General features: G+C 73.7%; 11 protein-coding genes. 5 read left to right on the top strand and 6 right to left on the bottom strand.

The window, feature by feature from the left end; all coding sequences use genetic code 11:
- Positions 1-79: 79 nt before the first annotated feature.
- The 4 genes from dnaG to AFM16_RS12985 form a co-directional block, all read right to left on the bottom strand.
- Positions 80-1,981, bottom strand: coding sequence for a DNA primase (dnaG, locus tag AFM16_RS12970; RefSeq protein ID WP_030796252.1), 1,902 nt, complete (start codon positions 1,979-1,981; stop codon positions 80-82).
- 107 nt (positions 1,982-2,088) lie between these two features.
- Positions 2,089-3,354 (bottom strand): NAD(P)/FAD-dependent oxidoreductase, encoded by a 1,266-nt coding sequence (locus AFM16_RS12975; RefSeq protein ID WP_078633399.1) that lies wholly within the window; start codon positions 3,352-3,354, stop codon positions 2,089-2,091.
- Positions 3,355-3,537: 183 nt separating this feature from the next.
- Positions 3,538-4,791: a deoxyguanosinetriphosphate triphosphohydrolase gene (locus AFM16_RS12980; protein ID WP_030796256.1), complete on the bottom strand. Its 1,254-nt coding sequence runs from the start codon at positions 4,789-4,791 to the stop codon at positions 3,538-3,540.
- Between the two features lie 78 nt (positions 4,792-4,869).
- The gene (locus AFM16_RS12985) at positions 4,870-5,790 is read right to left on the bottom strand and encodes a sirohydrochlorin chelatase (RefSeq protein WP_078633400.1); all 921 of its coding nucleotides are present in this window, start codon (positions 5,788-5,790) and stop codon (positions 4,870-4,872) included.
- 180 nt (positions 5,791-5,970) lie between these two features.
- On the opposite strand from AFM16_RS12985, the gene AFM16_RS12990 reads away from it, so the two are divergent.
- Together AFM16_RS12990 and AFM16_RS12995 are read left to right on the top strand one after the other, a co-directional pair.
- The gene (locus AFM16_RS12990; RefSeq protein ID WP_030796260.1) at positions 5,971-6,654 is read left to right on the top strand and encodes a SanA/YdcF family protein; all 684 of its coding nucleotides are present in this window, start codon (positions 5,971-5,973) and stop codon (positions 6,652-6,654) included.
- Positions 6,655-6,790: 136 nt separating this feature from the next.
- The gene (locus tag AFM16_RS12995; protein WP_078633401.1) at positions 6,791-9,034 is read left to right on the top strand and encodes a molybdopterin oxidoreductase family protein; all 2,244 of its coding nucleotides are present in this window, start codon (positions 6,791-6,793) and stop codon (positions 9,032-9,034) included.
- Here the strand turns inward: AFM16_RS12995 and AFM16_RS13000 are convergent.
- On the bottom strand, positions 9,027-10,673 hold the full coding sequence (locus tag AFM16_RS13000; RefSeq protein WP_078633402.1) for a M4 family metallopeptidase: 1,647 nt from the start codon (positions 10,671-10,673) through the stop codon (positions 9,027-9,029). The two genes, AFM16_RS12995 and AFM16_RS13000, sit on opposite strands and share 8 nt — an antisense overlap.
- A 175-nt stretch (positions 10,674-10,848) precedes the next feature.
- On the opposite strand from AFM16_RS13000, the gene AFM16_RS13005 reads away from it, so the two are divergent.
- The 3 genes from AFM16_RS13005 (at position 10,849) to AFM16_RS13015 (ending at position 12,930) form a co-directional block, all read left to right on the top strand.
- Positions 10,849-11,337, top strand: a complete 489-nt coding sequence (locus AFM16_RS13005) for a gamma-glutamylcyclotransferase family protein (protein WP_245177685.1) — start codon at positions 10,849-10,851, stop codon at positions 11,335-11,337.
- Positions 11,338-11,595: 258 nt separating this feature from the next.
- On the top strand, positions 11,596-12,156 hold the full coding sequence (locus AFM16_RS13010) for a GVDTG sorting domain-containing protein (protein WP_078633403.1): 561 nt from the start codon (positions 11,596-11,598) through the stop codon (positions 12,154-12,156).
- Between the two features lie 132 nt (positions 12,157-12,288).
- On the top strand, positions 12,289-12,930 hold the full coding sequence (locus AFM16_RS13015; RefSeq protein WP_078633404.1) for a class F sortase: 642 nt from the start codon (positions 12,289-12,291) through the stop codon (positions 12,928-12,930).
- Here the strand turns inward: AFM16_RS13015 and AFM16_RS13020 are convergent.
- Complete coding sequence (locus AFM16_RS13020) at positions 12,927-13,709, bottom strand: sulfite exporter TauE/SafE family protein (protein ID WP_078633405.1); 783 nt, start codon at positions 13,707-13,709, stop codon at positions 12,927-12,929. The genes AFM16_RS13015 and AFM16_RS13020 overlap by 4 nt on opposite strands.
- Positions 13,710-13,837 lie beyond the last annotated feature (128 nt).

The following is a 13,837-nucleotide window of genomic DNA, read 5'->3' on the forward strand; positions in this document are numbered from 1 at the left end:
CATCGCCGCCACGAGGGGCGTGCGGTGACTTTTTGCATCCGCCTCGTGACGGGCCGGTGACCCCGGTGGCCCGTCACGCTCAGAGAGCGGCGGCTCCGTGCTCGCGCAGGGCCTGGTCGTACTGCTGGAGGATCCACAGTTCGTTCTGTACGGCGGCCAGTTGGGCCTGGTCGCCGCCGGCGGCGAGCCGGGCGAGCTGGGACTGGACGTCACGGACGCGGCGTTCGACGGCGCGGCGGCGGACCTGGACGAGGACCGTGCCGGCGTACACCTCGTCGACGGTGCGGCGCATGATCGGCTCGACGGCGAGTTCGGTGACCATGGCGCGGACCGTGTCGTCGGGGGCGGCCTCGCGGACCCGGACCAGATACTCCTGGGCGTCCTGGGTGCCCCATTCGGCGCCGCCCGCGTCCAGGACGGTCTGGCGTACGGCGGCGTAGGGGGCGGCGGTGAACTCGTCGACGCCGTACGCGTCGAAGGCCGGGGAGACCAGTTCGGGGCGCTGGAGGGCGAGCTTGAGGAGTTCGCGTTCGGTGGCGTAGACGGGGTTGCGCAGGGTGAGGGCGGGGCCGCCGGCGGGGCGGGGCGCGGCCTCGTAGGGCTGGGGCGCGCGGTTGCCGGGGGCGGCCGGGCCCTTGCCGCCGCGGTCGCGGGCCCAGCGGGCGAGCTGGGAGACCCGCTTGACGACGAACTGGGTGTCGAGGATGCCGAGCATGCCGGCGAGCTGCACGGCGACCTCGTGCTGGGCGCCGCTGTTCTTGATGCGGGCGACGATGGGCGCCGCCTCGTCCAGGGCGGCGGCGCGGCCCGCGGGGGTGTCGAGGTCGTAGCGGACGACGATCTGGCGCAGCGCGAACTCGAAGAGCGGGGTGCGGGGTTCGACCAGGTCGGCGACCGCCTCGTCGCCCTTGGCGAGGCGCAGGTCGCAGGGGTCCATGCCGTCGGGGGCGATGGCGATGTAGGTCTCGGCGGCGAACTTCTGGTCGTCCTCGAAGGCGCGCAGGGCGGCCTTCTGGCCGGCCGCGTCACCGTCGAAGGTGAAGATCACGCGGGCGCTGCCGTTGTCCATCAGCAGCCGGCGGAGGATCTTGATGTGGTCGCCGCCGAACGCGGTGCCGCAGGTGGCGATGGCGGTCGTGACCCCGGCGAGATGGCAGGCCATGACGTCGGTGTAGCCCTCGACGACGACGGCGCGGCTGGCCTTGGCGATGTCCTTCTTGGCCAGGTCGATGCCGTACAGCACCTGGGACTTCTTGTAGATCGCCGTGTCGGGTGTGTTGAGGTACTTCGGGCCGTTGTCCGCCTCGTAGAGCTTGCGGGCGCCGAAGCCGACGACCTCGCCGCCGATGTCGCGGATGGGCCACATCAGCCGGCCGCGGAAGCGGTCGATGGGGCCGCGGCGGCCCTCCTGGGCGAGCCCGGAGAGCAGGATCTCCTTGTCGGTGAAGCCCTTGCCGCGCAGGAAGCGGGTGAGGTGGTCCCACCCTTGCGGGCTGTAGCCGACGCCGAAGTGGACGGCGGCGGCCTGGTCGAAGCCGCGTTCGGCGAGGAAGATCCGGCCGGTGTCGGCCTCGGGGCTGACGGCGAGCTGTTCCGCGTACCACTCGGCGGCGATCTTGTGGGCCTCGACCAGGCGGATGCGTTCGCCGCGCTGGTGGGAGGGGTTGTAGCCGCCCTCCTCGTAGCGCAGGGTGATGCCGGCCTGGGCGGCGAGGCGCTCGACGGCCTCGGAGAAGGTGAGGTGGTCGACCTTCATCACGAAGGTGAGGGTGTCGCCGCCCTCCTGGCAGCCGAAGCAGTGGAAGAGTCCCTTGCTGGGGCTGACCTGGAAGGACGGCGATTTCTCGTCGTGGAAGGGGCACAGGCCCTTGAGGTTGCCGCCGCCCGCGTTGCGTAGCTGGAGGTACTCGGACACCACGGCGTCGATCGGGACCGCGTCCCGTACCGCCTTCACGTCCTCGTCGTTGATCCGTCCTGCCACGAGGTGAGTCTACGGGGCCGCGCCGACACTCCTGAGCGAGCCGACCGCTCCTCGGCCGGGGGTCCGGGGGTTGCCCCCGGGAGCCGGGGCCGGGGATGCTCTGACACTCAGGTTGCGAGGCTTTCGAGCGGAACGTGCGGATCCGCCAGTTCCTCCGTGTTCACCGGGGTGCGCGAGGCGATCAGCTTCTGGACGGTCTCTGTGACGTCCCACACGTTGACGTTCATTCCGGCCAGGACGCGGCCCTCCTTCACCCAGAACGCGATGAACTCCCGCTTGCCCGCGTCACCGCGGATCACGACCTCGTCGTACGACCCCGGCGGGGCCCAGCCGCTGTACTCCATGCCCAGGTCGTACTGGTCGGTGAAGAAGTAGGGCACGCGGTCGTAGGTGACGTCCTTGCCGAGCATGGCGCGGGCCGCGGCCGGGCCGCCGTTCAGCGCGTTCGCCCAGTGCTCCACGCGCAGCCGGGTGTCGAAGAGGCCGTGCGGGAAGGAGGCGACGTCACCGGCGGCGTGGATGTCGGGGTCGGAGGTGCGCAGCCGTTCGTCGACCGCGATGCCGCCGCCGTGCGCGCGCTCGGCCAGGGTGAGCCCGGCGGCCTCGGCGAGGGCGGTGCGCGGGGCGGCGCCGATCGCGGCGAGGACGTCGTGCGCCGGGTGCTCCTCGCCGTCGTCGGTGCGGGCGGCCAGGACCATGCCGTCCTGGCCGACGATCTCGGTGAGCTGCGCGCCGAAGTGGAAGCGGACGCCGTGCTCGCGGTGGAGTTCCGCGAAGACGTTGCCCAGCTCGGGGCCGAGGACGCCGTGCAGCGGGGTCGCGGCGGGCTCGATGACGGTGACCTCGGCGCCGTACTCGCGGGCCGCGGCCGCGACCTCCAGGCCGATCCAGCCGGCGCCGGCGATCACCAGATGGCCGTTGTCCCGGCCCAGGGCGGCCAGGACGCCCTTGAGGCGCTCGGCGTGCGCGAGCCGGCGCAGATGGTGGACGCCCGCGAGGTCGGTGCCGGGGATGTCGAGGCGGCGCGGCTCGGCGCCGGTGGCCAGGAGCAGCTTGTCGTAGTGGACGAGGGTGCCGTCGTCGCCGAAGCGGACGGTCCGCGCCGTGCGGTCGATCGCGTCGACGCTCTGGCCCAGGTGCAGTTCGATGTCGTTGCGCGCGTACCAGGCGGGCTCGTGCACGAAGACGCTGTCGCGGGACTCCTTGCCGAGCAGGAAGCCCTTGGAGAGCGCGGGGCGCTCGTAGGGCTGGTCGCGTTCGTCGCAGATCAGTATCACGCGGCCGGTGAAGCCCTCCGCCCGCAGCGTCTCGGCCGCCTTCGCGCCGGCCAAACCTCCTCCGACGATGACGAACGTCTGATCCGCGTCGACCACGTGATGCCTCCAAACGGGAGTCCGGGGGGTGTCCCCCGGATGACACTGTGCGAACCGCCAGATGCGAGCGTCCCGCACGGAGCGTGATGGGGGAAGGGGGACGGGTCCGATCAGGCCACGGAAGGTTGTGGTTCGGGCCCGTTTGGGCGCACTCGATCTGGTTCGTTCACAAATAACCCGTCATCACAAATGGCCCGTCAGACGCGTGTGCAGCGAACGCGCGGACGCGTCGGTGAGCGAGGAGATCTGGTCGACGATCACCCGCTTGCGCGCCCGGTCGTCGGGCGCCGCGTCGAACAGCGCCCGGAACTGCGGGTCCAGACCGTCGGGCGCGCGGGCGGTGAGCGCCTCGGCCAGCTCGGAGATGACCACCCGCTGGTCGGCGCGGAGCAGCTCCTGCTCCGCGCGCTGCATCACGTACCGGTCGGCGACCGCCTTGAGCACCGCGCACTCCAGGCGCGTCCCGTGCGGGACGACCAGCTCGGCGTCGTAGCGGGTGAGGGGGCCGCTGCCGAACCGCGCGCGGGTGGCGCCCTCCGCGGCCAGACAGAAGCGGCCGATGAGCTGACTCGTCGCGTCCTTCAGCCGGGCCTGGGCGCCCGCCGTGCCGTCGTAGCCGTGCGGCCACCAGGGCTCGTCCTGGAGGCGGTCCAGGGCGGCGGCCAGTTCGGCCGGGTCGGTGTCCGCCGGCACGTACCGGCCGATCGCGACCCGGAAGACGTCCTGCCGCTCCGGCTCGGCGTGCAGCACGATCGGGTCGATGTGACCGGCGTGCAGGCCGTCCTCCACGTCGTGCACCGAGTACGCCACGTCGTCCGCCCAGTCCATGACCTGCGCCTCGAAACAGGTACGGGTGCCCGGGGCGCCCTCGCGGACCCAGTCGAAGACCGGCCGGTCGTCGTCGTAGACACCGAACTTGGGGGACGCCGGGTCCCTGGGGTGGGCGCCGCGCGGCCACGGGTACTTGGTGGCGGCGTCCAGGGTGGCGCGGGTGAGGTTGAGGCCGACGGAGCCCTCGTCGGTGAAGCGCTTGGGCTCGATCCGGGTGAGCAGCCGCAGCGACTGGGCGTTGCCCTCGAAGCCGCCGCAGTCGCGCGCGAAGTCGTTCAGCGCCTGTTCGCCGTTGTGGCCGAAGGGCGGATGGCCGAGGTCGTGCGAGAGGCAGGCGGCCTCCACCAGGTCCGGGTCGCAGCCGAGGGCCGCGCCCAGCTCACGGCCGACCTGCGCGCACTCCAGGGAGTGGGTGAGCCGGGTGCGCGGGGTGGCGTCCCACACCTGGCTGCGCTCCCCCGGGGTGACCACCTGGGTCTTGCCCGCGAGCCGTCTGAGCGCCGAGGAATGCAGGACACGCGCGCGGTCCCGTTGGAAGGCGGTCCGGCCCGGGCGCTTGTCGGGCTCCGGCGCCCAGCGTTCTGTCGACTGCGGGTCGTAGGGCATGACTCGACACTAAGCGGCACCGCTGACAATCGGTGCACTCCCGGCGCTCCCGGCCCTGACGCCCCGCCGGGTGCCGGGTCACGCGGCGTTGCTGTGGACCTGGAGGGCCTCGTCGTAGCGGTGCAGGAGCAGGTGGGCCATCGCCGGGTGGGTGCCCAGGGGGGCCGAGACGATGCCGGGGGCCGCCTGCGCGCACTCCGTCGCGAACCGGCCGGGAGCCGTGAAGCAGGAGGCCACCGCCACCCGGTCGCGGCCGCGCGCGGCCAGGGCGCGCAGCGCCTCGGGAACCGTGGGGGCCGCCGTGGAGGCGAACGCGGGGACCACGGGCACGCCCAGCCGCTCCGCCAGGAGCGCGGCCGTGCGGCGCGCGTCGACCGCCGAGTCCGGGTCGCGGGAGCCCGCCGCCGCGAGGACCACCGCGCTCGCGCGGCGCTCCGCGGCGGTCGCGGGGGCGCGCCAGCCCGCCTCCGTCAGACGCGCGTGCAGGGCGTCGGCCAGGAGCGGGTGCGGGCCCAGCGGGGCCGCCACACGCGTGCGTACCCGCGCCCGCGCGGCCGTCTCGGGGATGTCCCGTCTGACGTGGTAGCCGCGGGCCAGCAGCAGCGGCACCAGGACGGCGTCCGGGGTGCGGCGGGCGTCGAGGGCGGCCAGGGTGTCCGTCAGCAGCGGTTCGTTCAGCTCGATGTGGCCGAGGTGCACCGGCAGGCCGGGGCGCTGTGCGCGGACCCGGTCGAGCAGGGCGCGGACGGTCTCCAGGGCGCGCGGGTCGCGGCTGCCGTGGGCGACGACGACCAGCGCGGGCGGGCCGGGGCGGCGCCGTCCGTCGGGCCGGACGAGGCCGAGCTGGGTGGTGAGCTGGGTGCTGATCCGGTTCATGAGGTGCGCCGTACTGTCGAGGTGGGGTGCGGGCTCGTGGTGCCGTGGCTCGTGGTGCCGTGGCACGTGGTGCCTCGGCTCGTGGTGCTCGGGCTCGTCGTTCGGGGAGGGCGACGCCGTCATGGAACGATCGTGACGGCGCGAGGTTGCGCCGCCGTTGCCTGACCGTCACGGCTGTTTTCCCCGGGTTCACGGCGCCCGCGCGGCCGCTGTGAGGTACGCCCCGCGGCCGGGAGCGAACCGGATCGGCGCGCGGCACGTCTTGTCGGGCCGGAGGGGTTGTCGACCCGGGGAGCACACCGTATGAACATCCGTCGACCGCGGCTGCCACGCACGCGTGCCGGACGGCGGCGGCTGGTACAGGCCGCGATGGGCGTCTGCGTGCTCGCGCTGCTTCCGGCCACCTGGCTGTTCGTGTCCACGGCGGACCGCCTCGGCACCACCGCCGACGCGCCGCGCACCGAGGTCGCCGTGGTCTTCGGCGCGGGCCTGTGGGACGGCGAACCGTCGCCGTACCTCGCGCACCGGCTGGACGCGGCGGCGAAGCTGTACGACGAGGGGCGGGTGAAGGTCGTGCTCGTCACCGGCGACAACAGCCGCAAGGACTACGACGAGCCCGACGCGATGCGCGCCTACCTCACGCGGCACGGCGTGCCGGACGCGCGGATCGTCAGCGACTACGCGGGCTTCGACACCTGGGACTCCTGTGTGCGCGCCAAGAAGATCTTCGGTGTCGACGAGGCGGTCCTGATCAGCCAGGGCTTCCACATCCGGCGGGCGGTGGCGCTGTGCGAGGCGGCGGGCGTGCGCTCGTACGGCGTCGGGGTCGACGCCAAACACGACGCGACCTGGTACTACGGCGGCGCCCGGGAGATCCTCGCGGCGGGCAAGGCGGCGCTGGACGCGGTGTTCGAGCCCGACCCGACGTTCCTGGGGCCCCGGGAGCCGGGGGTGCGGCGGGCGCTCGCGGCGTCGACCGCCGGGTAGTCCTCGGGAGCGGGTGCGCCTCACGCGGGCCTCACGTTGGCCTCACGTGCGCCGAGGGTCCGGAGGGAGGGCACCACCACATCGCCGTAACAGGAGACCGCACGGCACGTAACACGGCCGACGCACGCTGAACGGCATGCGGACCACCTCGACGCCCACCCACTGCCCGTACTGCGCCCTGCAGTGCGGGATGGCCCTGTCGCCCCTGCCCACGGGGGGCGTCGAGGTGGTCGAGCGCGCGGACTTCCCGGTGAACCGGGGCGCGCTGTGCGGCAAGGGCCGGACCGCGCCCGCGGTGCTCTCCTCCCGGGTGCGGCTGACCTCGCCGTTGGTGCGGTCGGGCGGCGCGCTGGTGCCGTCCGGCTGGGACGAGGCGCTCGATCTGATCGCCGGACGCCTGGCCGGGATCCGGGACGTACACGGGCCGGACGCGCTCGGCGTGTTCGGCGGCGGCGGGCTCACCAACGAGAAGGCGTACGCGCTGGGCAAGTTCGCCCGGGTCGTGCTCGGCACCTCGCAGATCGACTACAACGGCCGCTTCTGCATGTCCTCCGCGGCGGCGGGCGGCATCAAGGCGTTCGGGCTCGACCGGGGGCTGCCGTTCCCGCTGGAGGACATCCCGAGGACGGGCTGTGTGATCCTCGTCGGCTCCAACCTCGCCGAGACCATGCCGCCGTCGCTGCGCTTCTTCAGCGAACTGCGGGAGAACGGCGGCACGTTGATCGTCGTCGACCCGCGCCGGACGAAGACCGCCGAGCAGGCGGACCTGCATCTGGCGCCCCGGCCCGGCACCGATCTGGCGCTGGCGCTCGGGCTGTTGCACCTGGTCGTCGCCGAAGGGCGGGTCGACGAGGAGTTCGTGCGGGAGCGCACCACGGGCTGGGAGGAGGCGCGGGCGGCGGCGATGGCGCACTGGCCGGAGCAGGTGGAACGGATCACGGGGGTGTCCGTTCCACAACTCCGGCAGGCCGTCCGGATGTTCTGCGAGCCCGAGGCGGCGATGGTGCTCACCGCGCGCGGGCCCGAGCAGCAGTCCAAGGGGACGGACACGGTCGGCGCGTGGATCGACCTGTGTCTGGCCACCGGCCGGGCGGGCCGCCCGCTGAGCGGCTACGGCTGTCTCACCGGGCAGGGCAACGGGCAGGGCGGCCGTGAACACGGCCAGAAGGCCGACCAGTTGCCCGGCTACCGCAAGCTGGACGATCCGGCGGCGCGGCGGCATGTGGCGGAGGTCTGGGGCGTGGACCCGGACAGCCTGCCCGGACCGGGGCGCAGCGCCTACGAGTTGCTGGACGCGCTGGGCGGGGACGTCCGCTCGCTGCTGCTGATGGGGTCCAACCCGGTGGTGTCCGCGCCGCGCGCCGCGCATGTGGAGGAGCGGCTGCGGTCGCTCGACTTCCTCGCCGTCTGTGACGTCGTCCTGTCGGAGACGGCGGCCCTCGCGGACGTCGTCCTGCCGGTGACCCAGTGGGCGGAGGAGAGCGGCACCACGACCAGCCTGGAGGGGCGGGTCCTGCTACGGCGGCAGGCGCTCACCCCGCCGGACGGCATCCGCAGCGACCTGGAGGTACTGCACGAACTCGCGGCCCGGCTGGGCGTGGAGAAGGGCTTCCCGACCGACCCCGAGGAGGTCTTCGAGGAACTGCGCCGCGCCAGCGCGGGCGGCATCGCGGACTACTCCGGCATCACGTACGCCCGGCTGGCGGCGGAGAACGGGGTGTTCTGGCCGTGCCCGGCACCGGGTGGCGGCGAAGCGGGTGTCGAGGACGCCTGGGACGACCCCGCGCGCGACACCGACCCGGCGCCGTTGGACGGCGGCGACGGCCCCGCACAGGGCACCGGCCCGGTGCCGTCCCACCCCGGAACCCCCCGTCTCTTCCTCGACCGGTTCGCCACACCCGACGGCCGGGCCAGGTTCGCGGCGGTGACGCACCGGCCCGCGGCGGAGGAACCCGACGCCGACTACCCCGTGCTGCTCACCACCGGGCGGGTCGTCGCGCAGTACCAGTCCGGCGCCCAGACCCGCCGGGTGGACGAGCTGAACGCCGCCGCGCCCGGTCCCTTCGTCGAACTCCACCCCCGCCTCGCGGCGCGTCTCGGCGCGGCCGAGGGCGACCCGCTGGCGGTGGTGTCCCGCCGCGGCCGGGCCGTCGCCCCGGCCCGCATCACCACCGGCATCCGCCCGGACACGGTCTTCATGCCCTTCCACTGGCCGGGCGAGGGCCGCGCCAACACCCTGACCAACCCGGCCCTCGACCCGACCTCCCGCATGCCGGAGTTCAAGGTGTGCGCGGTGCGGGTGGAGCGGGTGGAGCGGGTGGAGAGGCCGGAAGGGGTCGGCGCGGCCGGGCCGAAGGCGGTTGCGGGAGGCGTCAGTTGACGTTGACCGCGCTCCAGGCCGCCGCGACCGTGTCGTACTCCGTGCTGTCGGCGCCGTAGAGGTCGCGGGCCGCGTTGAGGGTGGCGGTGCGGGCGCCGGCGTACTTGGTGGAGGACGTCATGTAGACCGTCAGGGCGCGGTACCAGATGGCGCCGAGCTTGTCCCGGCCGATGCCGGTGACCGTGGAGCCGTTGGAGGTCGGGGAGTCGTAGGTGACGCCGTTGATGGTCTTGGTGCCGCTGCCCTCCGCGAGGAGGTAGGCGAAGTGGTTGGCGACGCCGGAGGAGTAGTGGACGTCGAGGTTGCCGACCGAACTGCTCCAGTAGTCGGCGGAGCTGCCGTCCTTGCTCGGCTTGTCCATGTAGCGCAGCGCGTCCCGGCCGAAGCCCGAGCGGACGATCTTCTCGCCGATGAGGTAGTCACCGGCGTCGGAGGAGTTGCCGGCGTAGAACTCCACGAGGCTGCCGAAGATGTCGGAGGTGGCCTCGTTCAGGCCGCCGGACTCGCCCGAGTAGGTCAGCCTGGCGGTCTTCGAGGTGACGCCGTGGGACATCTCGTGGCCGGCCACGTCGAGGGAGACCAGCGGTCCGAAGACCGAGCCGTCGCCGTCGCCGTAGGTCATGCAGAAGCAACTGTCGTCCCAGAAGGCGTTGTTGTAGTTGCTGCCGTAGTGGACGCGGTTGTAGGAGCCCTTGCCGTCGTTGCCGATGCCGTTGCGGCCGTGGACGTTCTTGTAGTAGTCCCAGGTCTTGTCGGTGCCGTACTGGGCGTCGACGGCGGCCGTGGAGCGGTCCGCACCGGTGCCCGTGCCCCAGTGGTTGTCGGCGTCGGTGAAGAGCGTCGCCGGGGCGCGGCTGATGCAGATGCCGAAGATGCACAGGTCGGTCTTGTTGGCCGCGTCGCCGGTGTAGGTGTTGCCGCGGGTCGGGTCCTTGAGCTGGTAGGTGGAGCCGGAGAGGGTGGTCTCCAGCGGGACCGTGCCGCCGTAGAGCGACGAACCGTCGCCGCTCGCCGTCTCGATGGCGTCCCAGGCGTCGATCTGGGCGCCGGTGCGCGCGTCGGTGATGACGGTGCGGGCGACCGGGTTGCCCAGCGAGTCCAGGGCCACCGCGTTGGTCCGCCAGGCCAGCTTCGGGGTGCCGTGCAGGGCGTCGACGACCAGCTCCGGCTTGGCCTTGACCTGCTTCAGGGTCTCGCCGAGGTGGGACGCGCGCAGGGCGTTCACCGCGGTGTCGGCGGCCTTGGGCGCGGACACCTTCGGGGTGATGCCGGGCAGCGAGATCGCGGCCCGGGTCGCCCGGTCCGCGTTGCGGTAGCTGCCGTCGGGGGCCAGATGGACCACGAAGTCGCCGCCCAGGACGGGCAGTTGGCGGTAGGTGCGGTCGTAGCGGACGTGCTGGGCGCCGTTCTTGTCGATGACGACGTCCCGCACCGCGGTGTCCTGGGTGCCGGTGAGGCCCAGGCTCGTGGCATGGTCGGCGAGGGCCGCGGCCGCGTGGTCCAGCGCGGTGGCGCGGGTGGGTCTGTCGGCCGCACCGGCGGCCGGGGAGAGTGCGGCGGCCAGCAGGGTCGCCGCGGTGGCGGCGATGCCGGCGGTGGCGAGACGGGAACCTCGGACGTGCTGCCGTATCCGACTCATCAGACTGCTCGGTCTCCTCGGGAAGGCGCCGTGGGGGCGCGTGTGGGGGTGGCACTGAGGTCGTACTGAGGCCGTGCTGAGCGCGTGCTGAACTCGCCCTGCGATTTAAGAGGGCATGACAAGTCATGTCCATACCGCCTACGTGCCGGTGACGTGAGGGGAGAGAATCGTTTCCGTGCGCATCCCGACCACACCGCCCGCCCCCGGCCTGCCGTTCTTCGTCTACGGCACGCTCCGCCCCGGCGAGGTCAACCACGGCCTCTTCCTGCGCGGCCGCACCCTCCGAGAGGAGCCCGCCCTGCTGACCGGCGCGGTCCTGTACGACGGCCCCGGCTACCCCTACGCCGTGGAGGAGCCCGGCGGCACGGTCGCCGGGACGCTGGTCACCGCCCGCCCGGAGGCGTACGCGCGGCTGCTCGCCGAGCTGGACCGGCTGGAGGAATACCGGCCGGGCGACCCGTACAGCCTGTACGAGCGGGTGGTGTGCGAGGTGACCGTCAGCAGTGCCACGACCGGCACGGGCACGGGCACCGGCCACGGCACCGGCACCGGCACCGAGGCCCCCGTGCCCGCCTGGGTCTACCTCGCCGCCCCCGCCGTGGCCGCCGGACTGCGCGCCGACGGGAACCGCATCGGCGGCGGCGACTGGCTCGCCCACCGCTGACACGCGTCCCGGAGCACCGTCCGGCCCCCTCCCCCGGTCACCCGTTCACCCGCTCCCCGCAGGCTTTTCCACCCGTCTCTCCAGCACCCCGTGCGCACGGCGGTGACCTGCTGAAACAGGGGGCCGGGCGGGCCGTTCGCCGGGACGGGCGACACCCGTTCGCCCCATTCCTGACGCGGCCTCAGGAAGCGCGCTCGCCGCCCGCGGACTTACCTCGAAGAAGCAGGGACGTGACCCGAGACGCCCGAAGGAGCAGAGATGCGACCTACCGCACGGCTGCTGACCGGTGGCGCGCTCGCCGTCGTCGCCGTCGCCGCGGGCGGGCTCGCGGCACCCTCGCACGCCGCGGACACCGGCGTCGCGGAACTGGAGGTGCGCCCCGTCGGCGTGGTGCCCGGCGAGCGGGTCTCGGTGCGCACCACGGCGTGCGGCCCCGACGGAAAGGCCGCCGGGGACGCGGGCGCGGTGGGCGCCGGACGGTTCACCCTCACGCCCGAGGCGCCCGGCGCGTCCGGCGCGTCCGGTGCCCCCGGAGGCACGGCAGGTGGCGGGTTCCGGGTGCCGCCGAGCGCGTATCCGGGGACGTACGAGATCGTCGCGCGGTGCTCCGACGGGGGCCGTCGGCTCACCGGGGACCTGGTGGTGACGCTGGCCTCGGCCCGGCGGTCGGCGCATCCGCACGGCAGTGTGAAGACGGGGGTCGGTGGCGCAGTCGGCCGCGACCCCGTGCAGACCGCGGCAGGCGTGGCGGCTCTCGCCGTCGCCGCCGCGGGCGGTACCTGGCTCCTGCATCGCCGGGCGAGAGGCGACGGGATCTGACGGACACCCTCCGCTGTCCGTCCGCCGGTACCGCATGTCCCCTCCCCCTCCGGGTCCGACGCCCCTCGCGACCCGGAGGGGGCGCGGGGCCCGTTCACGCCGTTCAGGCCGTTCGCTCAGAGGGGGGTGCGTATGCGCAGGGTCGGCGACACCGCGATAGCGGCCGTGACCGCGCTCGCCCTCGGCGCGAGCGTGTGGCTGCTGCACGGCGGCGCGCGGGCGACCGCCCCGCCGCAGCCGACCGCCGCCCAGTCCCGCTCGGCCGCCCCGCACGGCCACGAGATACCGGCCGCGCCCGCCCTGCCGCCCGCCGCGCCCGACCGGGTCCGCATCCCCTCGCTGGGGGTCGACGCCCCGCTCACCGGCCTGGGCCTCACCCCGTCCGGCGGTCTCGCCGCGCCGCCCGCCGACCGCGGGGACCTCGCCGGCTGGTACGAGGCCGGGACCACCCCGGGCGAGCGGGGCACCGCGATCGTCGCGGGCCATGTCGACACCGCCGAGGGCCCCGCCGTCTTCTACGGCCTGGGCGCGCTGCGCAGGGGCGGCACGGTCGAGGTGGACCGGCGGGACGGCACCGTCGCCGTGTTCACGGTGGACGCCGTCGAGGTCTACGACGCCCGGCACTTCCCCGACGAGAAGGTCTACGGCCCGGCGGCCCGCCCCGAACTCCGGGTGATCACCTGCGGCGGCCGCTACTCGAAGGCGACCGGCTACCAGGGCAACGTGGTCGTCTTCGCCCACCTCACCGGCAGCCGGCCGAAGCGGAGTTCCTAGGCGAGCCACTGCTCGTAGGCCAGGTTCCCCACCAGCGCGAAGACCACCGCCAGCAGGACGACCCGGACGAAGCCGCTGCCCTTCTTCAGTGCCGTGCGGGCGCCGAGCGTGCCGCCCGCGAGGTTGAACACCGCCATCAGCGCGGCCAGTTGCCACAGCACGGTGCCCTGCCAGGCGAAGGTGGCGAGCGCGCCGGCGTTGGTGCAGCAGTTGACGATCTTGGCGGTGGCCGAGGCGTTCACCAGGTCGAGGTGGAGGACGGCGGTGAGCGCGAGGACCAGGAACGTGCCGGTGCCGGGGCCGACGAGACCGTCGTAGAAGCCGATACCGAGGCCCGCGAGGGCGATCGCCGCGAGGATGCGGCGCGGGCCCGCCGGGCCGGTCGCGGGGGCGGTGCCGAAGGCGGGCCGCAGGATGACGAACGCGGCCACCGCCAGCAGCACGACCATGATCACCGGCTTGAGGACCTCGGTGCTCATCCCGGCCGCGAAGAAGGCCCCCGCCGAGGAGCCGGCCAGCGCCGCGAGCCCGATCCGGACGGCGGTGCGCACATCGACAGGCGCCCGGCGCGCGTAGGTCACGGCGGCGCCCGAGGTGCCGACGATCGCGACCGCCTTGTTGGTGCCGAGCGCGAACGCGGCCGGGGTGCCGGCGGGCAGGCCGAGGAGCAGCGCCGGCAGGAGCAGCAGCCCGCCGCCGCCCACCACCGCGTCGATCCAGCCGGCCGCCAGCGCGGCGAGGCAGAGGGCGATGACGGTGGTCAGGGCTATGTCGGGCATGAGCGGACCCTACGGCCCCGGTGTATGCATATGCCACGCACCTGAGGATCTTCTGAGGTGGCCGGACCCTCACATCCCGCGCCCGCCGCCGCTGAGGGCAGCGTTCCTCGCGGGAAACAACCGTGATG

Origin of the sequence: Streptomyces antibioticus (assembly GCF_002019855.1) — a bacterium.
GTDB lineage: Bacteria > Actinomycetota > Actinomycetes > Streptomycetales > Streptomycetaceae > Streptomyces > Streptomyces antibioticus_B.

Coding starts and splice junctions, on each gene's coding strand:
- AFM16_RS12985 (WP_078633400.1), bottom strand. CDS start 5,790: ATGACGGCGTCGCCCTCCCCGAACGACGAGCCCGAGCACCACGAGCCG.
- AFM16_RS12990 (WP_030796260.1), top strand. CDS start 5,971: ATGAACATCCGTCGACCGCGGCTGCCACGCACGCGTGCCGGACGGCGG.
- AFM16_RS13000 (WP_078633402.1), bottom strand. CDS start 10,673: ATGAGTCGGATACGGCAGCACGTCCGAGGTTCCCGTCTCGCCACCGCC.
- AFM16_RS12980 (WP_030796256.1), bottom strand. CDS start 4,791: ATGCCCTACGACCCGCAGTCGACAGAACGCTGGGCGCCGGAGCCCGAC.
- AFM16_RS13015 (WP_078633404.1), top strand. CDS start 12,289: ATGCGCAGGGTCGGCGACACCGCGATAGCGGCCGTGACCGCGCTCGCC.
- AFM16_RS12995 (WP_078633401.1), top strand. CDS start 6,791: ATGCGGACCACCTCGACGCCCACCCACTGCCCGTACTGCGCCCTGCAG.
- AFM16_RS13020 (WP_078633405.1), bottom strand. CDS start 13,709: ATGCCCGACATAGCCCTGACCACCGTCATCGCCCTCTGCCTCGCCGCG.
- AFM16_RS13010 (WP_078633403.1), top strand. CDS start 11,596: ATGCGACCTACCGCACGGCTGCTGACCGGTGGCGCGCTCGCCGTCGTC.